This is a genomic window from Pseudomonas sp. B1(2018), from assembly GCF_003097365.1.
Lineage (GTDB): Bacteria > Pseudomonadota > Gammaproteobacteria > Pseudomonadales > Pseudomonadaceae > Aquipseudomonas > Aquipseudomonas laurylsulfatiphila.
Genome location: NZ_PYUK01000008.1, coordinates 221,612 through 247,660, shown reverse-complemented (window position 1 = coordinate 247,660; position 26,049 = coordinate 221,612). Strand labels below are relative to the sequence as shown.

The following is a 26,049-nucleotide window of genomic DNA, read 5'->3' as shown; positions in this document are numbered from 1 at the left end:
CGCGAAGAACGATAACGCGGTCTAACGACCTATCGGGTCAAACCCACCCGCTGCTCTGCATCGCCTTGTACACCGCGACAATCGCCAGGATGAAGAACGCCGACGCCGCCAGTCGACGGATCAGGGTCAATGGCAGCTTGTCTGCGGCAAAGTTACCCGCCAGAACCACCGGTACGTTGGCAATCAGCATGCCGGCGGTGGTGCCGATGATCACCAGCCACAACTCCGGATATTGCGCAGCCAGCATCACGGTCGCGATCTGGGTCTTGTCGCCGATTTCCGCCAGGAAGAATGCGATCAGTGTGGTCAGGAACGGGCCGAACTTGCGGGCGGTGCTGGCCTCGTCGTCATCCATCTTGTCCGGCACCAGGGTCCACAGGGCGGTCGCGGCGAAGCTCGCGGCGAGGATCCAGTGCAGCATCGTATCCGAGAAGAAACTGCCGACCCAGGCACCGACTGCACCGGCGGCCGCGTGGTTGGCCAGGGTCGCGGCAACGATACCTGCGATGATTGGCCAGGGCTTGCGGAAGCGAGCGGCGAGGATGAGCGCGAGCAGTTGCGTCTTGTCGCCGATTTCGGCCAAGGCAACGATTGCGGTGGGAACGAGTAGTGAATCCAGCATCAGGGGTTTTCCTAAGGGGCGGGTCGACACGGCTATGACACGTACAGCCTTCCCGCCCCGGGTAAGGTGTGCGTGTCATAGGTCTTGTCAAACCCTGCGATCCATCTGGTGTGGATGCTTGGGTCGCATGCGCCATGGTCTGAGGACCAAGTATGTTGACGCATGCCGGACGAGCGTGGCGCTCGTGGGAGACTACTCCCCTAGGACGGAGCGGATTCTGCCTTCGCAAAACCCATTCGGCAAGCCCTCTTTTTCAAAAAGGTTTCAGCCGCGTTTTGCCCGGTAAATTCGAAAGCCCTGTCCTTCGGCCTTGATCGCGCACACGCCAAGATGCTCTTCGATCAGCGGTTGATACTTCAGGAAGCTGTTCGCTACCAGGCGAAGTTCTCCGCCGTTTTTCAGATGTTTGGCTGCTTTTCGCAGCAAATTCTCCGTTGCGAAATAGTCGGTGTGCACGCCGACATGGAACGGCGGATTGCTCAAGATCGCACTCAGACCCATCGGCGCGGCGTCGATTCCGTCACCGGTAATCACCTCGGCTTCCAGACCATTGGCCGCCAGGGTCAGGCGACTGCTAGCAGCGGCAAAGGCGTCCACATCCAGCATCGTGACCTGGTTGTGCGGGTAACGACGTTTCACCGCAGCGCCCAGAACCCCGGCGCCGCAACCGAAATCAAGCAAGTGTCCGCTGGGCAGTTTGTCCAGATGCTCCAGCAGCAGCGCGCTGCCACGATCGAGGCGACCATGGCTGAATACCCCCGGCAGGCTGATGACCTTCAGCGGGCCTTCGGCCAGCGGCAGTTCGTAGGTCTGTGCCAGGCTTTCCAGCGGCTTGGCTTCAGGCGCGTTGGCCACGGTCACCTGCCAGAGCTGGCAGTGGCGCGCGCTGTCGAGTTTGCGTGGCTTGCCGAACGGGTTGAGTTGTTTGGCGGCACCTTCGATGCCGCTTTTTTTCTCGCCGACCAGGTACAGCTCGCGGCCGGCCAGCCGCGAGGCGAGGGCGTTGAGGATGTAGTCGGTCAGGTCCTTGGCCTTGGGCAGAAAGACCACGGCGCTATCGAACCCGCGCTCCGGTGCGTTCACGCCAAAGTGGCTGCGCCCGTCGAAGCGGGCGTCCAGCGCGGCCTGATCGCCGGCGTGCCAGCACCAGCCATGGGCATCGGGCAGACGGCCCAGCAGGTCGTCGGCGGGCAAACCGGCCAACAGCACCGAACCCTGGAATAACTCGGCCTGACGAAGCAGTACTTCACTGCGCGGATCCATAACTGCTCCCGTGAAAAAAAGTGCCGCAGTTTATCAACTGACGACCCGCAGCGCCTTACCGCTGAAGTATCCCAGTGCATTTTCGGTCACTTGGCCAACGATTCGCTGGCGCGCTTCGCGGCTGCCCCAGGCGTTGTGCGGGGTGACGATCAGGCGCGGGATGTCTTGGGCCAGCAGAGGATTGCCGTTGACGGGAGGCTCGACGCTCAGCACGTCAGTGGCGGCGCCTCCCAGATGACCGTTGCGCAAGGCATCGGCCAGCGCCTGTTCGTCGATCAGGCCGCCGCGGGCGGTGTTCACCAGGAACGCTTCGGGTTTCATCGAGGCCAGTTCGCGGGCACCGATGAAGTGACGGGTGTGTTCGTTGAGCGGGCAGTGCAGGGTCAGGGCATCGACTTGCGGCAGCAGTTCATCCAGTGGCAGGCGGTCCGGCCGGGCAGGGCGTCCGGGAATCTGCCCCAGCAGCACGCGCATGCCGAAGGCTTCAGCCAGCCGTGCGACCGCGCTGCCCAATTCGCCGTGACCCAGCAGGCCAAGGGTTTTGCCTTCGAGTTCGACAATCGGGTAGTCCAGCAAGCAGAACTGTTTGGCCTGTTGCCAGCGGCCTGCACCGACGGCCTTCTGATAGTCGGCCAGGCGCGTGGCCAGGTTGAGCAGCAGCATGATCGTGTGTTGCGCCACCGACGGCGTGCCGTAACCCTGGCAGTTGCACACGGTGATCCCGTGGGCGCGGGCGGCAGCGAGGTCGACGTTGTTGGTGCCGGTGGCGGTGATCAGGATCAGCTTGAGGTCAGGGCTGGCGGCCATGGCGGCGGCGTCGATCAGGATCTTGTTGCTGATGGCGACGGTGGCGCCCTTGAGGTGTTCGATGACTTGATCGGGCAAGGTCTGGGCGAACAGCTGCAATTCGCTGAAACAACTGCGCAGCGGGCTGAGGTCAAGGTCGCCGAGGTCCAGGGACGGGTGGTCGAGGAAAACGGCGCGGCGAGTGTTCGTCATCAACTGTACCTTTTGTGCATTGAACTGAAGGCGTAATCTGCCGAGCCTACCAGATGAAATAACTGTGGCGAGTGGGCTTGCCCCCGTTGGGGCGCGAAGCGGCCCCGGTTTTGCGACTGCTGCGCAGTCGAACGGGAGCGAGCCCCCTCGCCACAGGTGTGATGGATGTCTCGGACTTTTTATTGATTGGACTACCCCTAAAGGAGCCCCACATGTACTGGACAGAGTTCTTGACCGTTGCCCTGATTCACTTGCTGGCCGTGGCCAGCCCCGGCCCGGACTTTGCCGTGGTGGTACGTGAAAGTGTTACCCACGGTCGCCGCGCGGGCACCTGGACCGCGCTGGGTGTGGGGACGGCGATTTTCCTGCATGTGGGTTATTCATTGTTGGGTATCGGCCTGATCGTGTCCCAGTCGATCGTGCTGTTCAATGCCTTGAAATGGGCCGCCGCCGCTTACCTGCTGTACATCGGTTACAAGGCGCTGCGCGCGCAACCGGCCAAGCCTGTGGCGGACGATCTGCACAAGGAAGCGGGGGAGCGCACGGCCCGTGGCGCCTTCACCTCGGGTTTCGTCACCAACGGTCTCAACCCGAAAGCCACGCTGTTCTTCCTCTCGTTGTTCACCGTGGTAATCAACCCGCACACGCCGCTGGCCGTGCAGGCCGGTTACGGGGTTTACCTGGCAGCTGCCACAGCGACCTGGTTCTGCCTGGTGGCGATGTTGTTCAGCCAGCAGCGCGTACGCGCCGGTTTCGCGCGCATGGGGCACTGGTTCGACCGGACCATGGGTGCGGTGCTGATTGCGATTGGCGTGAAACTCGCTTTTACCGAGATGCATTGATCAATCGTGATTCCCTGTAGGAGCTGCCGCAGGCTGCGATCTTTTTGATCTTTGACAATTCTGGAGTTGCTGAAGAACAAGATCAAAAGATCGCAGCCTGCGGCAGCTCCTACAGTGTGTAATAAATAGCTGGTGCTGGCGCAATGCTAGTATTTGCGGGGTTCTGCAAATCATTCCTTTGGCTGATTTGGCTGACGATCAGGGGCACTACAGTGCGTACTTTCAGTCACGTCCGTGCAGTCAGAAAAAGGGATTCTTATGTTGCAGACTCGCGTTATCCCCCCGGCCGAAGGCGCTTACCAATACCCGCTGCTGATCAAGCGGCTGCTGATGTCCGGTGCCCGTTATGAGAAAACCCGCGAGATCATCTACCGCGACAAGTTGCGCTACAGCTACCCGACCCTGATCGAACGGGTGGCCCGCCTGGCCAACGTGCTGACAGCGGCCGGGGTCAAGCCCGGGGATGCCGTGGGTGTGATGGACTGGGACAGCCATCGTTACCTGGAATGCATGTTCGCCATCCCGATGATCGGCGCGGTGATCCACACCATCAACGTGCGCCTGTCGCCGGAACAGATCCTCTACACCATGAACCACGCCGAGGACCGCTTTGTGTTGGTCAACAGCGAGTTCGTCGGCCTCTACAAGGCCATCGAAGGGCATCTGACCACGGTCGATAAAACCCTGTTGCTGACTGACCTGCCGGAAAAAACCGCGGACCTGCCGAACCTTGTCGGCGAATACGAACAACTGCTGGCCGCGGCGAGCCCGCAGTACGATTTCCAGGATTTCGACGAAAACTCGGTTGCGACCACGTTCTATACCACCGGTACCACCGGCAATCCCAAGGGCGTGTACTTCACCCATCGGCAACTGGTGCTGCACACCATGGGCGTGTCGACCATCATGGGCGCGATCGACAGCGTGCGCCTGCTGGGTACCAGCGACGTGTACATGCCGATCACCCCGATGTTCCACGTGCACGCCTGGGGCTTGCCGTATGTGGCGACCATGCTCGGACTCAAACAGGTGTACCCCGGCCGCTATGACCCGGAGTACCTGGTGGAGTTGTGGCGCAAGGAGAAGGTCACGTTCTCCCATTGCGTACCGACTATTTTGCAGATGGTCCTCAATGCCAAGGCCGCGCAGAACGTCGACTTCGGCGGCTGGAAAATCGTCATCGGCGGCAGCGCCCTGAACCGCACGCTGTACGAAGCGGCCAAGGCCAAGGGCATTCAGTTGACCGCCGCCTACGGTATGTCGGAAACCGGGCCACTGGTCTCGTGCGCGCACTTGAACGATGAGTTGATGGCCGGCACCGAAGATGAGCGTACCACCTACCGGATCAAGGCCGGCGTGCCCGGACCGCTGGTGGAGGCGGCGATCGTCGATACCGAGGGCAACTTCCTGCCCGCCGACGGCGAGACCCAGGGCGAACTGGTGCTGCGTGCACCCTGGCTGACCGAGGGTTACTTCAACGAGCCGCAGAAGGGCGCCGAACTCTGGGCCGGAGGCTGGCTGCACACCGGCGACGTGGCGACCCTGGACAGCATGGGGGTGATCGACATTCGGGACCGCATCAAGGATGTGATCAAGACCGGTGGCGAGTGGATCTCCTCCCTGGACCTGGAAGACCTGATCAGTCGTCATGTGGCGGTACGTGAAGTAGCAGTGGTGGGGATCCCTGATCCGCAGTGGGGAGAACGGCCGTTTGCCCTGCTCGTACTGCGTGAAGGTCATGTCATCGGGGCGCGGGAACTCAAGGAACACCTCAAGCCTTTTGTGGAGTTGGGGCACCTGAGCAAGTGGGCGATTCCGAGCCAGATCGCTCTTGTTACTGAAATTCCCAAGACCAGCGTCGGCAAACTCGACAAGAAGCGCATTCGTGTCGACATCAGCGAATGGCAGGCCACCAACAGCACCTTCCTCTCGACGCTTTAAGCACCTCCCGGCGTGCCCGAAAGGGCACGCCAGCCCCACCAAGCAAGCGCTTGGCTTGTCAAATCGGAATTTTCAGCCATCCTTGCCGTGCCGACGGGTGTCGGCCTGGCGAAAGGACTGTTCCAGAGTGGCTGGCAACTGCAAATCACACTTTAGAGGGATCAAGCACTACTACCTGCTGGCTATAGTCCGCTCAAGGATTTTTAGAAACGGAGCACACGCACAAACTGAGGCGATGCAACTTTGGAATGACTTTGGGATGCCATGGCTCCCGGTTATCCACAGCGTTTTTAGAAGTGCTCAATGCCATAAAAATAAAATGCACATGGAGTAGCGTCGATGACATCAGTAAACCAGTTCTGGCGCCGGGCGAAGCTGCCCCTGGCTGTCAGTCTTGCCTCTACGCTCGCCGGGCCAGCATTCGGCGTCAGTTTCAACGTCGGTGAAATCGAAGGTCAGTTCGACTCATCCCTGTCGATTGGTGCCAGTTGGTCTACCGAGCAGCCGAACAAGAACCTCATTGGTGTCAACAACGGCGGCAAGGGTCTGTCCCAGACTTCTGATGACGGTCACCTGAACTTCAAGAGCGGGGAAACCTTCTCGAAGATCTTCAAGGGCATCCATGACCTTGAACTCAAGTACGGCGATACCGGTGTTTTCGTCCGTGGCAAATACTGGTACGACTTTGAACTGAAGGACGAAAGCCGTCCGTTCAAGGACATCAGCGACGATGGCCGCAAGGAAGGCGCCAAGTCCGCCGGCGGCCAGATCCTCGACGCCTTCGTCTACCACAACTACTCCATTGCCGAGCAACCAGGCTCCGTGCGCCTGGGTAAGCAGGTGGTGAGCTGGGGTGAAAGTACCTTCATCGGTGGTGGCATCAACTCGATCAACCCGATCGACGTGTCCGCGTTCCGTCGTCCGGGTGCCGAGATCAAGGAAGGCCTGATCCCGGTCAACATGTTCTATGTGTCCCAGAGCCTGACCGAAAACCTCTCGGCCGAAGCGTTCTATCAAATTGAATGGGACCAGACCGTCGTCGATAACTGCGGCACGTTCTTCTCCCAGCCGGACATCGTTGCCGACGGCTGTAACGACAACCTGCGCGTGCTGGCCAAGCGCTCGCAGATTCCGGCCATTGCCCTGGGGCCTTTGGCCGCCAACGGCGTCGACGTCAACAATGAGGGTGTTCTGGTACGTCGTGGCGGCGATCGTGATGCCCGCGACGGCGGCCAGTGGGGCGCGTCCTTCAAGTACATGTTCGATCCACTGGACACCGAATTCGGTGCCTATTTCATGAACTACCACAGCCGTGCGCCGATCTTCAGTGCCACCGGTGCGCCGCAGTCGGTCTACAACACAGCGGCGGGGCTCCCGGGGCCGTTCGCCGCGCTGGCGCCATTGCTGGTGGCGGGTAATTCGCAGTACTTCATCGAATACCCGGAGGACATTCGCCTGTATGGCTTGAGCTTCTCCACCACCCTGCCTACCGGTACCGCGTGGAGCGGTGAGATCAGCTACCGTCCGAACGCTCCGGTGCAGCTCAACTCCACCGACATCCTGTTCGCCGGTGTACGTCCTTTGGGCAACAACAACCCGAACAACCCGTTGACCAACGCATCGCTGCTGACCGGCGTGCCGGGTCAGGACCTGCACGGGTATCGTCGCAAGGAAATCACCCAGTTCCAGACCACCCTGACGCACTTCTTCGATCAGGTCATGGGCGCCAGCCGTCTGACCCTGGTGGGTGAAGTGGGCGTGACCCACGTCGGCGGCCTGGAAAGCACTTCCGATGTTCGTTATGGCCGCGATCCGGTCTACGGCCCGGGTGAGTTGCCAGCCTCTGGCGCGCTCGATACCTGCGTGGCGCTCAACACCAGCACCATCAACGGTGCCGGCCCGGGTACGCCTACCAACAACCGCAGTCGCAACTGCACCGACGAAGGTTTCACCACTGCGACTTCGTGGGGCTACCGCGGTCGTGCCATCTGGGAATACAACGACGTGTTTGCCGGTGTGAACCTCAAGCCGAACGTTGCCTGGTCCCATGACGTGAGCGGTTACTCGCCAGGCCCTGGCGGCAACTTCGAGGAAGGCCGCAAGGCGGTGAGCCTCGGTGTCGATGCCGAGTACCAGAACACCTACACCGCGAGCCTGGCCTACACCAACTTCTTCGACGGTAAGTACACCACCGTGGATGACCGCGACTTCGTTGCGCTCAGCGTCGGCGTGAACTTCTAAGCACTGAATTTTCAGGACGAACAAACATATGAAAATAACAAAGAGTCTGTTCCACGCCGGTGTTCTGGGTCTTTCGCTGCTGGCGACCAGCGTCATCGCAGCGGTTCCCCAGGCCGAGGCCGACAAGCTGGGCAAGAGCCTGACCCCGATGGGCGCCGAAATGGCGGGTAACGCCGACGGTTCGATCCCGGCCTGGAAACCGATGGCGAAAAACGCCGGTACGGTCGACAGCAAAGGTTTCCTGTCCAATCCGTTCGCCAGCGAAAAACCGCTGTTCACCATCACGGCGCAGAACGTCGACCAGTACAAGGACAAGCTCGCACCGGGCCAGTACGCGATGTTCAAGCGCTACCCGGAAACCTTCAAGATGCCGGTCTATCCATCCCATCGCGGTGCTACCGTGCCGGATGATGTATTCGCCGCCATCAAGCGCAACGCTACCAACACCAACCTGGTGTCTGGCGGCAACGGCCTGGAGAACTTTGAAACCGCCATTCCGTTCCCGATTCCGAAAAGCGGCGTTGAAGTCATCTGGAACCACATCACCCGTTATCGCGGTGGTAGCGTGACCCGCCTGGTAACCCAGGCTACGCCACAGCCGAACGGCTCGTTCAGTCTGGTGTACTTCCAGGACCAGTTCGTGTTCCGCGACAAGATGAAGGATTACGATCCGAAAAACCCGGGCAACATCCTGTTCTACTTCAAGCAGAAAGTGACCGCGCCGGCGCGTCTGGCCGGTGGTGTGCTGCTGGTTCACGAAACCCTCGACCAGGTCAAGGAACCGCGCTCGGCGTGGGTCTACAACGCCGGCCAGCGTCGCGTGCGCCGTGCACCGCAAGTGTCCTATGACGGCCCGGGTACCGCGGCTGACGGCCTGCGTACTTCCGACAACCTGGACATGTACAACGGTGCGCCGGATCGTTACGACTGGAAGCTCGAAGGCAAGAAAGAGATGTACATCGCCTCCGATAGCTACAAGCTCGACGACCCGAGCCTCAAGTACACCGACATCATCAAGGCCGGTCACATCAACCAGGATCTGGCGCGTTACGAGCTGCGCCGAGTGTGGCATGTGGTTGCCACCTTGAAGGAAGGCCAGCGTCACATCTACGCCAAGCGTGACTTCTACATCGACGAAGATACCTGGCAGGCAGCCGTCATCGACCATTACGACGGTCGCGGCCAACTGTGGCGTGTAGGTGAGGCACATGCCGAGAACTACTACGACAAGCAAGTGCCGTGGTATGCCCTCGAAGCCCTGTATGACCTGCAGTCGGGTCGTTACCTGGCGCTGGGCATGAAGAACGAAGAGAAGTCGGCTTATGACTTCGGTTTCCAGGCCACCACCAGCGACTTCACCCCGGCCGCCTTGCGTCAGGATGGTGTTCGCTAAGGTGAACTGAGTAGAGACCGCGCCCTCTGAAACGCCCCGACTGGTTCGGGGCGTTTTTTTTGCTTGTAGACTTTTTGTAGCCATTTGTAGCAATTACCTTCATTCCCTATCCGTTTACGGCTAGTCTGCGGACATCTGCAACGCCGCCACCCGCAATTCAAACAAGAGCCGGCTATGACTGATTTGTCCACACCCCAAGGTTCTGCACCGGTTGCTGTCGCGACACTCGACGGGCGGTTTTTCCGTCCGCCGTTGCCCGACGGCCATGTGCTGCGCCCACGTTTGTGCGAGCGTCTGAGTGCCGGGCTCGCAGGCAGGTTACTGCTGGTCAGTGCCCCGGCAGGGTTTGGCAAGAGTTCGCTGGCGGTGGAGTTTTGTCAGGGGTTGCCGGCGCACTGGCAAAGTCTCTGGCTGGGGTTGAGCCCGCGAGACAGTGACCCGGGGCGCTTTCTCGAGCGGCTGCTGGAAGGCCTTCAGGACTATTTCCCGCACTTGGGCAGGCAATCCCTCGGGCTGTTGAAGATGCGTCAGCGCCATCAGCCGTTCGCATTCGAAGAATGGCTCGACGGCTTGCTCGACGAACTGGCCGTACACCTGTCCACGGCTAAGCCCTTGCTGCTGGTGCTGGATGATTACCACCTGGCTCAGGGGCCGGTGCTGGACCGTTGCCTGCAATTTTTCCTCAATCATCTTCCCGATGGTTTGCTGGTGATGGTCACCAGTCGCCAACGTCCCGACTGGCACCTGGCGCGGCTTCGGCTGTCGCGGCAATTGCTGGAATTACATGAACAGGATCTGCGCCTGACCCACGACGAGGCCTTGAGCCTGCTCGACCGGCACAGCAGCTCCTTGCGCGGCGAGGCACTGGAAAACCTGATCCAGCGCAGCGAAGGCTGGGTTGCGGGGTTGCGCTTCTGGCTGCTGGCGGCTTCGGAGGCGGGCACCGATGGCACGCTGCCGCAATCGTTGCATGGCGGGGAGGGGTTGATCCGCGATTATCTGCTCGAAGAAGTCATCGATTGCCTGCCCGCCGAGGTCCAGTCGTTCCTCTATGACACGGCGCCCCAGGAGCGTTTCTGCAGCGAACTGTGCGATGCCGTTCGCGACGCCCATGACAGTGGGGAGATCCTGCGCTTCCTGCTGGCCCATCAAGTGTTCCTGGTACCGCTGGACGAACATGGTCATTGGTACCGTTATCACCATCTGTTTTCCGATCTGTTGCGCACGCGGCCGACGTCCCAGTCGATGGTGCCGGCCGCGAGCCTGCACCTGCGTGCCTGTCGCTGGTTCAATGCCCAGGGGCTGCTCGATGAGGCGGTGGAGCAAGCCTTGCGTGCCGGTCACCTGGACGTCGCGGCGAACCTGGTGCAGAACCTCTCCGAAGAGCAATTGCTGGCCGAGCAGAATGTCGGCATGTTGCTGCGCTGGAAAATGGACTTGCCTGACAGCTTGCTGATCAGCACGCCGCGACTGATTGTGCTGTATAGCTGGGCACTGGGCATGGCGTGCCAGCTGGATGCTGCTGAAGAGCTGGCCAGCCATTTGAGCCGCTTCCTGCCCGCGCCGTCGGCCACCGCCCAGAAATCCATGCTGGCTCAATGGCTGGCGTTGAGTGGCATCATTGCCCGTGGGCGCGGCAACCGCGAACTGACGCTGCGGTACTGCCGCGAGGCATTGGAAAGTCTTCCGTCCAAGCGTTACGGCCAGCGCCTGATGTGCCTTTCGACCTTGTCCAACCTGGCCATTGCCGACGGTGATTTATGGCGGGCGCGGGGGCTGAACCGTGAATCGCTGGAACTGGCGCAACGTGTCGGCAATCCATTGTTCGAAGCGCTGGCGCACTACGACCGCGCACGGGTGCTGCAAGCGCGCGGAGAAATCTGTCGGGCACTGGAAGAAGTCCGTCAGGGCCTGCAACGCCTGCAGAGCTTGTCTGCGCAACGGCTGTATGCGGTTCGCGCCCGGCTGACCCTGTACGAAGGGTTTTTGCTGGCCCTGCGCATGCAGCCGCAATTGGCGCGGGTGCGCTTGCAGGCCGGTCTGAGCGAGGCGCGCGCCTGCCGTGACATCAGCGTGCTGATCGGCCACTGCGTGATTGCCAGGCTGGAAGGCAGCAGCGGCGAGTTCGCCAAAGCCTTTGCCGAGTTGGCCGAAGCCGAGCGGCTCATGCACATCTGGGACGTGCCACCGATCTACTACCTGGCCATGATCACCCTGGTCAAATGCGAGCTCTGGCTGGCCCAGGGGCGTACCGATCTGGCCGAAGCCTGGCTGGCGCGCCTGGGGCAGACCTATAACGGCGAGAACGGGGCGGCACCACCGGAGTTCCATCCGCAATTGCCCTTGCATATCGAATTGCAACAAGCCTTGCTGGAAGTCATCCAGGGCCAGCCGATGCTGGCTGAAGGGCGATTGAATGCGCTGCTCGAACATGGCCAGCAAAGCGGTCGGCAGATGCTCAGTGCCATGGCGCTGACCCAGAAAGTGGCGTTGTTGCTGGGCAGCGGACGGGAGCCGGAAGCACGCAAGGCCCTGGTCCAGGCATTGGACGCCGCTGGTGGAGGCGTGCTGCAACCCTTCGAGGGCTTGCTGGCCGAGCACCCGGACTGGCTGCGTGGGCAGCTTCAACAGTGTTCGCCAACCCCTGTTTCCCTGAGTCTCAGTGAAAAGCTGCCGGCGCTGACAGCCCGCCCCGGAGCGGAATCCGGCGCGGCGGCGGAGCAACTCAGCACGCGGGAACTGGCGGTTCTGCGATTGATTGCCCAGGGCTGTTCGAATCAGGAAATCAGCGATCAGCTGTTTATTTCCTTACACACGGTCAAGACCCACGCCAGCCACATCAACAGCAAGCTCGGGGTCGAGCGGCGTACGCAGGCCGTGGCGCGGGCGAAGGAGCTTGGGGTGCTGGGTTAAGGATTTTTCACGTTACACATCGCGGCGATTGGCTGGATACTCAATTGTGCGAAAATCGCTCGTCCCCGTTTATCGAGCAGGCCCCCGATGTCCCAGCATCCCACCCTCATCCGCGAAACCTTCCCCGTCGGCCCTTTGCAGTGCAACTGCACGATCATCGGCGATCCGGTGACGAAAAAGGCCATCGTCGTCGATCCAGGTGGCAATCATGAGCTGATCCTGGCGCGTCTCGATGCCCTGGGGCTGAAAGTGGTCAGCATCATTCACACCCACGCGCACCTCGATCATTTCCTGGCGTCCGGTCAACTCAAGGAGAAAACTGGCGCAACCTTGCATCTGCACAAGGAAGACCAGTTTCTGTGGGACAACCTGGAAATGCAGTGCCAGATGTTTGGTGTCCCTTACACCCCGGTACCGTCCCCGGATCGCTGGCTGGCCGATGATGAAGAACTGGCCTGCGGCTGTGGCGTGGCGCTTCACACGCCTGGGCACACACCGGGGTCGATGAGTTTCTGGTTTGCCGATGCCAGGCTGCTGATTGCCGGTGACACGTTGTTCAAGCGTGGGGTAGGGCGCACGGATTTGTGGGGTGGCGACCAGGCCACCATCGTGCGTTCGATCAAGCAGCGTTTGTACACCCTCGACGAAGAGGCGACGGTGGTCGCCGGACACGGTCCGGACACCCGTCTGGGCGATGAAATGCGCGAAAACCCCTTTGTACGGGCCTGATTTGTAACGAGTGGAATTTTTGTTCACCGAAGTGATCCAACACCCGCAATGGCTATGCCTTGGTCCGTTGCACCACAGAATGCAAAAAAGTAGGAGCTATACATGTTCACCACGCGTCGTTTGATTATTGTCGCTACGGCTGTGGCCGTTTTGTCCGGTTGTGCCTCGCCCAATCCTTACGGCGGTCAAGGCCAGGCTCAGGGGCAGGCGGACAGCGGCTCCGAAGGCATGAGCAAGACCGCGAAGTATGGTGGTCTCGGCGCTCTGGCCGGTGCGCTGGCGGGTGCTGCGATCAACCACGATAACCGTGGCAAGGGCGCGCTGATCGGTGCGGCAGTGGTCGGTGCTTCGGCCGCCGGTTACGGCTACTACGCCGACCAGCAAGAGAAAAAGCTGCGTGCCAGCATGGCCAATACCGGTGTTGAAGTGCAGCGCCAGGGCGACCAGATCAAGCTGATCATGCCGGGCAACATCACGTTCGCTACCGATTCGGCCAACATTGCCCCAAGTTTCTATCAGCCGCTGAACAACCTGGCGGGCTCGCTGAAAGAGTTCAACCAGAACCAGATCGAAATCGTGGGCTATACCGACAGCACCGGCAGCCGCCAACACAACATGGACCTGTCCCAGCGTCGTGCACAAAGCGTGGCCACCTACCTGACCTCGCAAGGGGTTAGCGGTACCAACCTGAGTGCCCGTGGCGCGGGTCCGGATAGCCCGGTTGCCAGCAACGGCGATGCCAACGGCCGGGCGCAGAACCGCCGTGTAGAGGTCAACCTCAAGGCGATTCCGGGCCAGCAGTATGGTGGTCAGCAGCAAGGTCAGGTTCAGCAGTACCCTTGATCGTCTGATTGAACCCCAGGTGTAAATAAACCGCCCGATCCTCATCAGATCGGGCGGTTTTTTTTGTGCTGTAGGAGCTGCCGCAGGCTGCGATCTTTTGATCTTGCTTCTGAAAATCAAAAGATCGCAGCCTGCGGCAGCTCCTACAGGAGACCATTCACATCAATGAAGAATCCAGAAACGAAAAAGCCCCGGACAATCAATCGTCCGGGGGCTTTTTCACACCTGCAGCCTGATTACTTCTTCAGGCCGTAATGCTCATCGAGCATGCCGGGCGCGTTCGGGGCTTTTGGCGCGTAGTCGCGAGGCGGCTCCTGATCGCGCGGTGGCGTCAGGCGTTCACGGGGTGCCTGCGCCGCATCGGCGTGCAGGGAGGCCAGCAGGCGTTGGCGAGTCTGTTCATCCAGGGCCAGGCGGTTGGCGCCCTCGGCGAGATGGTCCTGCACTTCCTGATAGCTCGCAGTCAGTTTCTTGACCAATGTTGCAGTGCTGTTGAAGTGGGTCACCACTTCGTTCTGATAACTGTCGAAACGTTCCTGAATATCGTCCAGCTGACGTTGCGTGCTGCTAGGCGCGGCATTCGGCGCAAGGCGAGCGATCAGGAACCCAATGGCGACACCCACAACCAGGGCAAGAGTCGGTAGCAACCAAACTAAGAGCGAGTGTTCCACGAGTCCTTCCTCTATAAACGGCTTTGCTTTACGTTAACGGCTCGAACCTGCGCTGTATACCGCGATTCACTCGCAATAGACAGCCACAGACAATTTGCTAGACGAGTCGACCCGATTCGAGGTCACGGAGTTCCTTCCTTGCTTATGCGCGAAACCCCTGTAGTGATTGATGGCCCGGTAGGTCAACTGGAAGCCCTTTACCTGGACAACGAGCAGCCTCGCGGCCTGGCGCTGATCTGCCATCCGAACCCGGTACAGGGCGGCACCATGCTCAACAAAGTGGTTTCGACCCTGCAGCGCACCGCGCGCGACGCCGGACTGGTGACCCTGCGCTTCAACTATCGTGGCGTCGGTGCCAGCGAGGGCTCCCACGACATGGGCACCGGTGAAGTTGATGATGCCCAGGCTGTCGCCGAATGGTTTCGCAGCAAACACCCGGAGTTGCCGCTGACCCTGTTCGGTTTCTCCTTCGGCGGTTTTGTTGCAGCAAGTCTCGGCGGACGCCTTGAGGTCAAGGGCGAGCAGCTCAAGCACCTGTTCATGGTTGCGCCAGCGGTCATGCGCCTGGGCGATCAGGATCAGCTGCCGCAGCACGGCGAGCTGACCTTGATCCAGCCGGAAACCGACGAAGTGATAGATCCACAAGTCGTTTACCAATGGTCCGACAAGCTCGAACGTCCCCATGAGCTGCTGAAAGTGGCAGAATGCGGACACTTTTTTCATGGCAAGCTGACCGATCTCAAGGATCTGATCCTGCCGCGTCTCTCGAATTGATTGCAGTCTGACAAGCGATTACCCATGACGACTCGTACCCGTATCCTCACCGGCATCACCACCACCGGCACGCCGCACCTGGGCAACTACGCTGGCGCCATCCGCCCGGCGATCGTCGCCAGCCGTGACAGCAATGCCGATTCGTTCTACTTCCTGGCCGACTACCACGCCCTGATCAAGTGCGATGACCCGCTGCGCATCCAGCGCTCGCGTCTGGAAATCGCCGCGACCTGGCTGGCCGGTGGCCTGGATGTCGACCGCGTGACCTTCTACCGCCAGTCCGACATCCCGGAAATCCCCGAGCTGACCTGGCTGCTGACCTGCGTCGCCGCCAAGGGCCTGCTCAATCGCGCCCACGCCTACAAGGCTTCCGTGGACAAGAACGTCGAGACCGGCGAAGACCCGGACGCCGGCATCACCATGGGCCTGTACAGCTACCCGGTGCTGATGGCGGCGGACATCCTGATGTTCAACGCGCACAAGGTGCCGGTCGGTCGCGACCAGATCCAGCACGTGGAAATGGCGCGGGACATCGGCCAGCGCTTCAACCACCTGTTTGGCCAGGGCAAAGAGTTCTTCACCATGCCCGAGGCGTTGATCGAAGAGAGCGTCGCCACGTTGCCGGGCCTGGATGGCCGCAAGATGTCGAAGAGCTACGACAACACCATTCCGCTGTTCTCAAGCGCCAAGGAAATGAAGGACGCGATTTCGCGGATCGTCACCGACTCCCGCGCGCCGGGTGAAGCCAAGGATCCTGATAACTCGCACCTGTTCACCCTGTTCCAGGCATTCGCCACCCCGACGCAGGCCGACGAGTTCCGCAGCGAACTGTTGCAGGGCCTGGGTTGGGGGGAGGCGAAGAATCGTCTGTTCCAACTGCTGGACAGTGAACTGGGCGAATCCCGTGAGCGCTACAACCAACTGATCGAGCGCCCGGCGGATCTGGAAGACATCCTGCAGCACGGTGCGAAAAAGGCCCGTGCGGTCGCGACCCCCTTCCTCAATGAATTGCGTGAAGCGGTGGGCCTGCGTTCCTTCGTTGCCCAGACCCAGGTGGCGACAACCATCAAGAAAAAAGCCGCGAAAGCTGCGCGTTTTGTCAGCTTCCGTGAAGACGACGGCAGTTTCCGCTTCCGTCTGCTGGCCGCCGATGGTGAACAACTGCTGCTGTCGCGCCACTTCGCCGATGGCAAGACCGCCGGTCAGGTGACCAAGCAACTGCAATCGGGTCAGCCACTGGACGTGCGGAATGAAGAACTGAACTTCAGTGTCTGGCTGGAAGGCGAGTGCGTTGCCGACAGCCCGGCCTTTGCCGACAGTGCTGCGCGTGATGCTGCCGTCGAGGCTTTGCGCATCGCCCTGACGCCTGTTCAGGACTAAACAACGGTCCGGCCCGACCAAGGGCCGATTGCCATTCCTCCGGGCCGTCGCTACAGTGTCGGCCCGTTTTTGTTGCCTTGCTAACGAATTATGACGCCCCTAGAACGATATCAAGCTGATCTGAAACGCCCGGAATTCTTCCATGACGCCGCGCAGGAAACTGCCGTGCGTCATTTGCAGCGCCTGTACGACGATCTGGTCGCGGCCGAGCAAAACAAGCCGGGCCTGCTGGGCAAGTTGTTTGGCAAGAAGGATCAGACCCCGGTCAAGGGCCTGTATTTCTGGGGCGGCGTAGGTCGCGGCAAGACTTACCTGGTGGACACCTTCTTCGAAGCACTGCCCTTCAAGGAAAAGTCCCGTACGCACTTCCACCGCTTCATGAAGCGCGTGCACGAAGAGATGAAAACCCTGGGCGGCGAAAAAAACCCGCTGACCATCATCGCCAAGCGCTTCGCCACCGAAGCCCGGGTCATCTGCTTCGATGAATTCTTCGTTTCCGACATCACCGACGCCATGATCCTCGGCACCCTGATGGAAGAACTGTTCAAGAACGGCGTGACCCTGGTCGCGACGTCGAACATCGTGCCGGACGGCCTGTACAAGGACGGTCTGCAACGCGCGCGCTTCCTGCCGGCCATTGCGCTGATCAAGCAGAATACCGAGATCGTCAACGTTGACAGCGGCGTCGACTATCGTCTGCGTCACCTCGAACAAGCCGAGCTGTTCCACTATCCGCTCGACGAAGCCGCCAACGAAAGCCTGCGCAAGAGCTTCCGTGCGCTGACACCGGAATGCACGGCAGCGGTCGAAAATGACGTGCTGATGATCGAAAATCGTGAGATTCGTGCCCTGCGCACCTGCGATGACGTGGCCTGGTTCAACTTCCGTGAACTGTGCGACGGCCCGCGCAGCCAGAACGACTACATCGAACTGGGCAAGATCTTCCACGCCGTGTTGCTCAGCGATGTCGAGCAGATGAGCGTCACCACCGATGACATCGCCCGGCGCTTCATCAACATGGTCGACGAGTTCTACGACCGTAACGTGAAGCTGATCATTTCTGCCGAAGTCGAACTCAAGGACCTGTACACCGGCGGGCGCTTGAACTTCGAGTTCCAGCGTACCCTGAGTCGTCTGCTGGAAATGCAATCCCACGAATTCCTGTCCCGGGCACACAAGCCGTAAGAGGATTCGTAAAATAAAAGGGCCTGCATTTGCAGGCCCTTTTTTATGCGCTGAAGATCCACCCTGTAGGAGCTGCCGCAGCCTGCGGCAGCTCCTACAGTGTTTTGCGAATGCCTTGAGGCTCAGGCAGCTTGCTGGAACTGCTGCCGATACTGGTTCGGCGACAGCTCCGTGTGCTGGCGGAACAGCCGCGCAAAGAAGCTCGCATCGTCATAGCCCACCTCATAACTGATGGTCTTGATGCTCTTGCGGCTGGCGGACAACAAGCCCTTGGCGGTTTCGATGCGCAGGCGTTGCAGGTAATGCAGTGGCTTGTCGCCGGTGGCGGTCTGGAAGCGGCGCATGAAATTGCGGATGCTCATGCCGTGTTCGCGGGCGACGTCTTCGAAACGGAACTTGTCGGCGAAGTGTTCTTCGAGCCAGTGCTGGATCTGCAGAATGATCACGTCCTGGTGCAGTTTTTGTCCGCCAAAACCGATGCGTCCCGGCGAGTAGCTGCGCTGCACCTCATACAGAATGTCCCGCGCTACGGCCTGGGACACATTGGCGCCACAGAAGCGCTCGATCAGGTAAATGTACAGGTCGCACGCCGAGGTGGTGCCGCCGGCGCAGTACAGGTTATCGGCGTCGGTAAGGTGTTTGTCCTGATTGAGCTGGACCTGTGGGAAGCGTTCGGCGAAGGCATTGAAGAAGCGCCAGTAGGTGGTCGCTTCCTTGCCGTTGAGCAGCCCGGCTTCGGCCAGCCAGAATACACCGGTGGCCTCGCCGCACAGCACGGCGCCGCGCGCATGCTGTTGGCGTAACCAGGGCAGGACTTGCGGGTAGCGTTTGCACAGGCTTTCGAAATCGTCCCAGAACGCGGGAAGAATGATGATGTCGGCGTTTTCCAGCCCGCCGTCCACCGGAATCATCACATCGCTGAAGGTGCTGACCGGTTTGCCATCGGGACTGACCAGGCGGGTTTCGAACGCCGGTGTCAGGCCCTGGCCCAGCTGTTTGCCGTAGCGCAGGCTGGCGAGGTGGAAGAAATCCTTGGCTTGCATGAGGGTGGAAGCGAAAACCCGGTCGATGGCCAGGATGCTGACGCGCCGCAGGGGCGTGGAGGCTTGGTTAGACATAATTCAACTTTATTTTTATAGGGGGAAGTGGTCACCAGACGGCTGGATCGTCTTATTTTTTGTCGGATGTGTCCAGTGTCCTGTATCGGAAGCGAGGCATAGTCTCTGAAGGTCAACTCCTTCTAAAAACAAAGAAAAGGTGCCGCATGATCCCCAGAACCTTGTTCAGTTCCGAGCACGAGCTTTTCCGCGACAGCGTGCGGACGTTTCTCGAAAAGGAGGCGGTGCCCTTCCATGGGCAATGGGAAAAACAAGGCTATATCGACCGCAAGCTCTGGAACAAGGCAGGGGAGGCGGGAATGCTCTGCTCACACCTGCCGGAAGAGTACGGCGGCCTGGGGGCGGACTTTCTCTACAGCGCGGTGGTGATCGAAGAAGTGGGGCGGCTTGGCCTGACCGGCATCGGTTTCTCCCTGCACTCGGACATCGTGGCGCCGTACATCCTGCATTACGGCAGTGAGGCGCTGAAGCAGAAGTACCTGCCGAAACTGGTGTCCGGCGAGATGGTGACCGCGATCGCCATGACCGAACCGGGCGCCGGTTCCGATCTGCAGGGCGTGAAAACCACGGCCGTGCTTGATGGTGACGAGTACGTGATCAACGGCTCCAAGACTTTCATCACCAACGGCTACCTGGCTGATCTGGTGATCGTCGTCGCCAAGACCGATCCGAAGGCCGGCGCGAAGGGCACCAGCCTGTTTCTGGTGGAGGCCGATACGCCGGGCTTCGACAAGGGCAAGCGCCTGGAGAAGGTCGGGATGAAAGCCCAGGACACCTCGGAGCTGTTCTTCCAGGACGTGCGTGTGCCCAAGGAAAACCTGCTGGGCCAGGCCGGGATGGGCTTTGCCTACCTGATGCAGGAGTTGCCTCAGGAGCGCCTCACGGTGGCCGTTGGCGGGCTGGCATCGGCCGAAGCGGCGCTGCAATGGACGCTGGACTACACCCGCGAGCGCAAGGCGTTCGGCAAGTCGATCGCGGACTTCCAGAATACCCGGTTCAAACTGGCGGAGATGGCTACGGAAATCCAGATCGGCCGTGTCTTCGTCGACCGCTGTCTGGAACTGCACCTGCAAGGCAAGCTCGACGTGCCGACGGCGGCGATGGCCAAGTACTGGGGCACCGACCTGCAGTGCAAGGTGCTGGATGAGTGTGTGCAGTTGCACGGTGGCTACGGATTCATGTGGGAATACCCGATCGCGCGGGCATGGGCCGATGCGCGCGTGCAGCGGATCTATGCCGGGACGAACGAGATCATGAAGGAGATCATTGCGCGGTCGCTTTGATTTATTTTTGATGGCTGAAAAGATCGCAGCCTGCGGCAGCTCCTACAGGGTTTACGCCAATCCCATGTAGGAGCTGCCGCAGGCTGCGATCTTTTTAAATTATGGCGCAGGATTCGGATGATCCTTGTGAATCGCCTCGATCCCTTCCAGCACTTCCTCCGACAGCTTCAAGTCGAAACTGGCGATGTTGCTCTCCAGTTGCTCCATGGTGGTCGCGCCAATGATGTTGCTGGTCACGAACGGCTGCTGCGTCACGAACGCCAGGGCCATTTGCGCCGGGTCCAGGCCGTGTTCGCGAGCCAGGGCCACGTACCGGCTGCAGGCCGCTTCCGACTGTGGGTTGAAATAGCGGCTGAAGCGGCTGTAGAGGCTCAGGCGAGCTTTTGGCGGACGGGCGCCACCTTCGTACTTGCCTGACAGGAAACCGAACGCCAGCGGCGAATAGGCGAGCAGGCCGCACTGCTCGCGGATGGCGATTTCCGCCAGGCCGACTTCGAAGCTGCGATTGAGCAGGTTGTACGGGTTCTGGATCGATACGGCGCGCGGCCAGCCACGGGCTTCGGCCAGGGCCAGGAAGCGCATGGTGCCCCACGGCGTCTCGTTGGACAGGCCGATGTGGCGGATCTTGCCGGCGCGGACCTGTTCGTCCAGCGCTTCAAGGGTGTCCTCCAGCGGGGTCAGGTTGGCTTCGGTCTGGTGCTTGTAGCCCAGTTGCCCGAAGAAGTTGGTGCTGCGCTCCGGCCAGTGCAGCTGGTACAGGTCGATATAGTCGGTTTGCAGGCGCTTGAGGCTGGCGTCCACGGCTTCGGTGATGTGCTGCCGATTGTGCCGAAGGTTCTTGTCGCGGATGTAATCGATGGTATTGCCGGGGCCGGCGATCTTGCTGGCCAGGATCCAGTCGGCGCGATCGCCGCGGCTCTTGAAGTAATTGCCGATGTAGCGTTCGGTGGTGGCGTAGGTTTCGGCCTTGGGCGGCACCGGGTACATCTCGGCGGTGTCGATGAAGTTGATCCCGGCGCTCTTGGCTCGTTCAATCTGGGCGAAGGCGTCTGCCTCGCTGTTTTGCTCGCCCCAGGTCATGGTTCCGAGGCAGAGAGCACTCACGTTCAGATTGGTTCGGCCTAGCTGGCGATAGTCCATCGGGATGCTCCTTGGGCAAAACAATCATAAAAGCAGGTTGAATTATTTTTCGCAATCTGCATAATTGCGCACCTCTTTCTGCAGTGGAAGTGATGCGCCGCCGCCGAAGAATCTTGCCGTTGAACGGACGCGCCGACCCGAGCCCCCGAAAGCGTCTGTATCCGGCTGCCTTTGACTTGTCAAAGTACGCACTATTCAGTAAGATCCGCCGTCTAATTTACAGGGCGGCCCCTGAGGCTATAAAGAATGAAAACTTTTACTGCTAAACCGGAAACAGTAAAGCGCGACTGGTTTGTCGTCGACGCTGCTGGTCAGACCCTGGGTCGTCTGGCCACCGAAATCGCGAGCCGTCTGCGTGGCAAGCACAAGCCTGAGTACACTCCTCACGTTGACACCGGCGACTACATCGTCGTAATCAACGCTGAGCAGATCCGTGTTACCGGTGCTAAAACCACTGACAAAATGTACTACTCCCACTCCGGTTTCCCGGGCGGCATCAAGTCGATCAACTTTGAAAAGCTGATCGCCAAGGCCCCTGAGCGCGTGATCGAGACCGCGGTCAAAGGCATGCTGCCTAAGAACCCGCTGGGTCGCGACATGTACCGTAAGCTGAAAGTCTATGCGGGCGCTGCACACCCTCATACTGCTCAGCAGCCCCAAGAACTGAAGATTTAACGGAATAGTTCATTATGTCGGCGACTCAAAATTACGGCACTGGCCGTCGCAAGACCGCAACCGCACGCGTTTTCCTGCGTCCGGGTACTGGTAACATCTCCATCAACAACCGTTCGCTGGATAATTTCTTCGGCCGCGAAACTGCCCGCATGGTAGTTCGTCAGCCGCTGGAATTGACTGAGACTGTCGAGAAGTTCGACATCTACGTCACCGTGATCGGCGGTGGTGTGAGTGGTCAAGCTGGCGCAATCCGCCACGGCATCACCCGCGCTCTGATGGATTACGACGAGACTCTGCGCAGCGCCCTGCGTAAAGCCGGCTTCGTAACCCGCGATGCTCGTGAAGTTGAACGTAAGAAAGTCGGTCTGCGTAAAGCGCGTAAGCGTCCGCAGTACTCGAAGCGTTAATTCGCTTTCACGTTCAAAAAAGAACGCCCAGTTTCCTCACGGAGCTGGGCGTTTTTTTATGCCTGCGATTTATCAAAGAATTGCGCTGTGACAACTTGCCACATCCGTAGACGCCCTATACTCCAAGGCTTGAGGGTGGTGGGCTCCGGTAATTACCTTGTCAGAATTGGGGCTTTTCATTACCATTCGGCAAAATTTTTATAAGTACATAGTTTTACTTAGTAGATGCCTGATTTAACAGGCCACAAAGCTGATGGGAGAGGACTGAATGAGCAATGACGGCGTGAATACAGGCCGGCGTCGCTTCTTGGTAGCAGCCACATCCGTGGTGGGTGCTGCAGGAGCGGTGGGGGCTGCGGTCCCGTTCGTGGGGTCATGGTTTCCCAGTGCCAAGGCGAAAGCCGCTGGTGCACCGGTGAAAGTGAATGTCAGCAAAATCGAGCCAGGTCAGCAGATGATTGCTGAGTGGCGCGGTCAGCCGGTGTTCATCGTCCGCCGTACGCCGGAAATCCTGGGGAATCTGAAAAAGATCGAAGGCGATCTCGCCGATCCTGATTCCAAGCAATCGACGCAACCGGCCTATGTCAACCCGGAAACACGTTCGATCAAGCCAGAAGTTCTGCTGCTGATCGGCATTTGCACACACTTGGGTTGTTCGCCTACTTTCCGTCCGGAAGTGGCACCTGCGGATCTTGGTCCGAAATGGGTAGGTGGATATTTCTGCCCGTGCCACGGCTCCCATTACGATCTGGCTGGCCGCGTCTACAAGTCGCAACCTGCGCCTTTGAACCTGCCAGTTCCCCCGCATTCCTATGAGACCGATGAGATCATTGTCATTGGCGTCGATACGGAGAAAGCGTGATGAGCAAGTTCATGGATTGGGTTGATGCGCGCTTTCCCGCGACCAAGATGTGGGAAGACCATCTCAGCAAGTATTACGCTCCGAAAAACTTCAACTTCTTCTACTTCTTTGGCTCCCTGGCATTGCTCGTTCTGGTCAACCAGATCGTTACCGGTGTCTGGCTGACCATGAGCTACACCCCGTCGGCGGAAGAAGCGTTCGCTTCCGTCGAGTACATCATGCGCGACGTCGAGTACGGTTCGATCCTGCGTCTGCTGCACTCCACCGGCGCTTCGGCGTTCTTCATCGTGGTCTATCTGCACATGTTCCGTGGCCTGCTCTACGGTTCGTACCAGAAGCCGCGCGAACTGGTGTGGGTCTTCGGCATGCTGATCTACCTGGCGCTGATGGCCGAAGCCTTCATGGGTTACCTGCTGCCGTGGGGCCAGATGTCCTACTGGGGTGCCCAGGTGATCATCTCGCTGTTCGGTGCGATCCCGGTCATCGGCAACGACCTGACCCAGTGGATTCGTGGTGACTACCTGATTTCCGGCATTACCCTGAACCGCTTCTTCGCCTTGCACGTGGTTGCCCTGCCGATCGTCATCCTCGGTTTGGTGGTGCTGCACATCCTGGCGTTGCACGAAGTCGGTTCGAACAACCCGGACGGCGTGGACATCAAGAAGCACAAGGACGAAAACGGCATACCGCTGGACGGCATCGCCTTCCATCCGTACTACACCGTGAAAGATATCGTCGGCGTGGTGGTGTTCCTGTTCATCTTCTGCTCGATCGTGTTCTTCTTCCCGGAAATGGGTGGCTACTTCCTCGAGAAGCCGAACTTTGAAGTGGCGAACGCCTTCAAGACCCCAGAGCACATCGCTCCGGTCTGGTACTTCACCCCGTTCTACGCCATTTTGCGTGCGGTTCCGGACAAGCTCTTTGGTGTCATCGCCATGGGCGCGGCCATTGCCGTGCTGTTCGTCCTGCCGTGGCTGGACCGCAGCCCGGTCAAGTCGATGCGCTACAAGGGCTGGCTGAGCAAGATCTGGCTCTGGGTGTTCTGCATCTCGTTCGTGATCCTGGGCGTGCTGGGTGTTCTCGCCCCAACCCCTGAGCGTACGTTGCTGTCGCAGGTATGTACCTTCCTGTACTTCGCCTACTTCATTCTGATGCCGTTCTACACCAGGCTCGAGAAGACCAAACCGGTTCCGGAAAGGGTGACTGGCTGATGAAAAAACTATTTGCTGTATTGATGCTTGCTGCGCTGCCGGTTTTTGCTTTCGCAGCCGAACACGGTGGTCCTGAGCTGGAAAAAGTCGACATTGACGTTTCCGACAAGGCAGCCATGCAGGACGGCGCGCGTACGTTCGCCAACTACTGCATGGGTTGCCACAGTGCCAAGTTCCAGCGCTATGAGCGTGTTGCCGACGACCTGGGCATTCCCCATGAGTTGATGCTGGAGAAGCTGGTCTTCACGGGTGCCAAGATCGGCGACCACATGAGCATCGGCATGCAGCCTGCGGATGCCAAGGCCTGGTTTGGTGCCGCACCTCCGGACCTGACCCTGGTTGCCCGTGTTCGCGGCACCGACTGGCTCTACAGTTACCTGAAGTCGTTCTACGAGGATCCTGCGCGCCCATGGGGTGTGAACAACAAGGTCTTCCCGAACGTGGGCATGCCTAACGTCCTGGCCGGCCTGCAAGGTCGCCAGGTCGTGGGATGCAAACAGGTTCCGACCGTCGAAGGCGGCAAGCGGCAATATGATCCGCTGACCACCAACCCGTTGACTCATGAAGCGTGCGATCAGTTGACCATTGTGCCGAAAAGCGGTGCTCTGACTGAAGAGCAGTTCGATGAGAAGGTCAAGAATCTGGTAACCTTCCTGGCTTACTCGGCTAACCCGGTTAAGCTGCAACATCAGCGCATCGGTACGTACGTATTGTTGTACCTGGCGTTCTTCTTCGTATTCGCTTACCTGCTCAAGCGCGAATACTGGAAAGACGTGCACTGATAAAGCTTCAAGCTATTGCTGTTAATCGCGCGCGCCCAAGGGCGCCTCTGAATAGGTAGCGAACTGGTGATCCAGTCGTTACGGGAGGCGCCCTCTGGGCGCGCTCGTTTTTCCGCTTTCGATAATTTCTACAAGCGAGGAGGATCGCCATGGGCGTGACCAATCGGTTGGCCTGTTACTCCGACCCCGCCGACCACTATTCCCACCGAGTGCGCATCGTACTGGCAGAGAAGGGTGTCAGCGCCGAGATCATTTACGTGGAAGCTGGACGCCAGCCACCTAAACTGATTGAAGTGAACCCTTATGGCAGCTTGCCCACCCTGGTCGATCGCGACCTGGCGTTGTGGGAGTCGACTGTGGTGATGGAATATCTGGATGAGCGTTACCCGCACCCGCCGCTACTGCCGGTTTATCCCGTGGCGCGTGCCAACAGTCGCCTGCTGATACACCGCATTCAGCGAGACTGGTGTGGTCTGGTGGACCTGATTCTGGATTCGCGGACCAAGGAGGCGGCCCGTGCCGTGGCTCGCAAAGAGTTGCGCGAAAGCCTGACGGGTGTGTCGCCACTGTTTGCCGACAAGCCGTTTTTCCTCAGTGAGGAACAAAGCCTGGTCGACTGCTGCCTATTGCCAATACTCTGGCGATTGCCGATTCTGGGTATAGAACTGCCGCGGCCGGCCAAGCCGCTGCTTGATTATATGGAGCGCCAGTTTGCGCGTGAGGCTTTCCAGGCGAGTCTGTCTGGTGTCGAACGCGACATGCGCTAAGGCTTAAG

23 protein-coding genes and 1 riboswitch are annotated in these 26,049 nt (G+C 59.7%); of the genes, 17 read left to right on the top strand and 6 right to left on the bottom strand.

Annotation, left to right across the window (positions count from 1 at the left end; genetic code table 11):
• Positions 1 to 37: 37 nt before the first annotated feature.
• From C9422_RS15230 to C9422_RS15220, 3 genes are all read right to left on the bottom strand, one after another.
• A complete protein-coding gene (locus tag C9422_RS15230) occupies positions 38 to 622 on the bottom strand; it encodes a TMEM165/GDT1 family protein (RefSeq protein WP_007972537.1) in 585 nt (194 codons plus the stop codon).
• Between the two features lie 90 nt (positions 623 to 712).
• Positions 713 to 835: riboswitch (yybP-ykoY riboswitch) on the bottom strand.
• A 51-nt stretch (positions 836 to 886) separates the two neighbouring features.
• The gene (locus C9422_RS15225) at positions 887 to 1,885 is read right to left on the bottom strand and encodes a class I SAM-dependent methyltransferase (RefSeq protein WP_015096796.1); all 999 of its coding nucleotides are present in this window, start codon (positions 1,883 to 1,885) and stop codon (positions 887 to 889) included.
• Between the two features lie 33 nt (positions 1,886 to 1,918).
• Positions 1,919 to 2,884, bottom strand: a complete 966-nt coding sequence (locus C9422_RS15220; protein WP_116581200.1) for a 2-hydroxyacid dehydrogenase — start codon at positions 2,882 to 2,884, stop codon at positions 1,919 to 1,921.
• Between the two features lie 212 nt (positions 2,885 to 3,096).
• Here C9422_RS15220 and C9422_RS15210 point away from each other — a divergent pair, with 212 nt between their 5' ends.
• From C9422_RS15210 to C9422_RS15180, 7 genes are all read left to right on the top strand, one after another.
• Positions 3,097 to 3,726 (top strand): LysE family translocator, encoded by a 630-nt coding sequence (locus C9422_RS15210; RefSeq protein ID WP_007972540.1) that lies wholly within the window; start codon positions 3,097 to 3,099, stop codon positions 3,724 to 3,726.
• Between the two features lie 258 nt (positions 3,727 to 3,984).
• Positions 3,985 to 5,667: a fatty acid--CoA ligase gene (locus tag C9422_RS15205; RefSeq protein ID WP_116581198.1), complete on the top strand. Its 1,683-nt coding sequence runs from the start codon at positions 3,985 to 3,987 to the stop codon at positions 5,665 to 5,667.
• 339 nt (positions 5,668 to 6,006) lie between these two features.
• Positions 6,007 to 7,908 carry a DUF1302 domain-containing protein gene (locus C9422_RS15200; RefSeq protein ID WP_116581197.1) on the top strand — a complete coding sequence of 634 codons (1,902 nt, stop codon included), beginning with the start codon at positions 6,007 to 6,009 and terminating at the stop codon, positions 7,906 to 7,908.
• A 28-nt stretch (positions 7,909 to 7,936) separates the two neighbouring features.
• A complete protein-coding gene (locus tag C9422_RS15195) occupies positions 7,937 to 9,301 on the top strand; it encodes a DUF1329 domain-containing protein (RefSeq protein WP_116581196.1) in 1,365 nt (454 codons plus the stop codon).
• Positions 9,302 to 9,475: 174 nt separating this feature from the next.
• A complete protein-coding gene (locus tag C9422_RS15190; protein ID WP_116581195.1) occupies positions 9,476 to 12,214 on the top strand; it encodes a LuxR C-terminal-related transcriptional regulator in 2,739 nt (912 codons plus the stop codon).
• Positions 12,215 to 12,301: 87 nt separating this feature from the next.
• Positions 12,302 to 12,943: an MBL fold metallo-hydrolase gene (locus tag C9422_RS15185; RefSeq protein ID WP_116581194.1), complete on the top strand. Its 642-nt coding sequence runs from the start codon at positions 12,302 to 12,304 to the stop codon at positions 12,941 to 12,943.
• Between the two features lie 102 nt (positions 12,944 to 13,045).
• Positions 13,046 to 13,786, top strand: coding sequence for an OmpA family protein (locus tag C9422_RS15180; RefSeq protein ID WP_116581193.1), 741 nt, complete (start codon positions 13,046 to 13,048; stop codon positions 13,784 to 13,786).
• A 236-nt stretch (positions 13,787 to 14,022) separates the two neighbouring features.
• Here C9422_RS15180 and C9422_RS15170 read toward each other — a convergent pair whose 3' ends face one another.
• Positions 14,023 to 14,457: a YhcB family protein gene (locus C9422_RS15170; protein ID WP_102701919.1), complete on the bottom strand. Its 435-nt coding sequence runs from the start codon at positions 14,455 to 14,457 to the stop codon at positions 14,023 to 14,025.
• Between the two features lie 144 nt (positions 14,458 to 14,601).
• Here C9422_RS15170 and C9422_RS15165 point away from each other — a divergent pair, with 144 nt between their 5' ends.
• From C9422_RS15165 to zapE, 3 genes are all read left to right on the top strand, one after another.
• Positions 14,602 to 15,231: an alpha/beta hydrolase gene (locus tag C9422_RS15165; protein WP_116581191.1), complete on the top strand. Its 630-nt coding sequence runs from the start codon at positions 14,602 to 14,604 to the stop codon at positions 15,229 to 15,231.
• A gap of 24 nt (positions 15,232 to 15,255) precedes the next feature.
• Positions 15,256 to 16,611 carry a tryptophan--tRNA ligase gene (locus tag C9422_RS15160; RefSeq protein WP_116581190.1) on the top strand — a complete coding sequence of 452 codons (1,356 nt, stop codon included), beginning with the start codon at positions 15,256 to 15,258 and terminating at the stop codon, positions 16,609 to 16,611.
• Between the two features lie 90 nt (positions 16,612 to 16,701).
• The gene (gene zapE / locus C9422_RS15155) at positions 16,702 to 17,796 is read left to right on the top strand and encodes a cell division protein ZapE (RefSeq protein WP_007998226.1); all 1,095 of its coding nucleotides are present in this window, start codon (positions 16,702 to 16,704) and stop codon (positions 17,794 to 17,796) included.
• A 122-nt stretch (positions 17,797 to 17,918) separates the two neighbouring features.
• Here zapE and C9422_RS15150 read toward each other — a convergent pair whose 3' ends face one another.
• Complete coding sequence (locus C9422_RS15150) at positions 17,919 to 18,839, bottom strand: GlxA family transcriptional regulator (protein ID WP_178082425.1); 921 nt, start codon at positions 18,837 to 18,839, stop codon at positions 17,919 to 17,921.
• 221 nt (positions 18,840 to 19,060) lie between these two features.
• Here C9422_RS15150 and C9422_RS15145 point away from each other — a divergent pair, with 221 nt between their 5' ends.
• Positions 19,061 to 20,197, top strand: a complete 1,137-nt coding sequence (locus C9422_RS15145) for an acyl-CoA dehydrogenase family protein (RefSeq protein ID WP_015096781.1) — start codon at positions 19,061 to 19,063, stop codon at positions 20,195 to 20,197.
• 99 nt (positions 20,198 to 20,296) lie between these two features.
• Here C9422_RS15145 and C9422_RS15140 read toward each other — a convergent pair whose 3' ends face one another.
• A complete protein-coding gene (locus C9422_RS15140) occupies positions 20,297 to 21,337 on the bottom strand; it encodes an NADP(H)-dependent aldo-keto reductase (RefSeq protein ID WP_007972574.1) in 1,041 nt (346 codons plus the stop codon).
• Positions 21,338 to 21,583: 246 nt separating this feature from the next.
• Between C9422_RS15140 and rplM the strand changes: the two genes are divergently transcribed.
• The 6 genes from rplM (at position 21,584) to C9422_RS15110 (ending at position 26,041) form a co-directional block, all read left to right on the top strand.
• Positions 21,584 to 22,012 carry a 50S ribosomal protein L13 gene (gene rplM, locus C9422_RS15135; RefSeq protein ID WP_003228062.1) on the top strand — a complete coding sequence of 143 codons (429 nt, stop codon included), beginning with the start codon at positions 21,584 to 21,586 and terminating at the stop codon, positions 22,010 to 22,012.
• Between the two features lie 14 nt (positions 22,013 to 22,026).
• Positions 22,027 to 22,419: a 30S ribosomal protein S9 gene (gene rpsI / locus C9422_RS15130; protein WP_003228056.1), complete on the top strand. Its 393-nt coding sequence runs from the start codon at positions 22,027 to 22,029 to the stop codon at positions 22,417 to 22,419.
• 268 nt (positions 22,420 to 22,687) lie between these two features.
• Positions 22,688 to 23,281 (top strand): ubiquinol-cytochrome c reductase iron-sulfur subunit, encoded by a 594-nt coding sequence (petA, locus tag C9422_RS15125; protein ID WP_007972576.1) that lies wholly within the window; start codon positions 22,688 to 22,690, stop codon positions 23,279 to 23,281.
• Entirely contained in the window at positions 23,281 to 24,492 is a 1,212-nt protein-coding gene (locus C9422_RS15120) for a cytochrome bc complex cytochrome b subunit (RefSeq protein ID WP_007972577.1), read from the top strand. Before petA ends, C9422_RS15120 begins: the two co-directional genes overlap by 1 nt.
• Complete coding sequence (locus tag C9422_RS15115; RefSeq protein WP_116581189.1) at positions 24,492 to 25,274, top strand: cytochrome c1; 783 nt, start codon at positions 24,492 to 24,494, stop codon at positions 25,272 to 25,274. The genes C9422_RS15120 and C9422_RS15115 overlap by 1 nt, the downstream gene beginning before the upstream one ends.
• 149 nt (positions 25,275 to 25,423) lie before the next feature.
• Positions 25,424 to 26,041 carry a glutathione S-transferase N-terminal domain-containing protein gene (locus C9422_RS15110; RefSeq protein WP_007972581.1) on the top strand — a complete coding sequence of 206 codons (618 nt, stop codon included), beginning with the start codon at positions 25,424 to 25,426 and terminating at the stop codon, positions 26,039 to 26,041.
• Positions 26,042 to 26,049 lie beyond the last annotated feature (8 nt).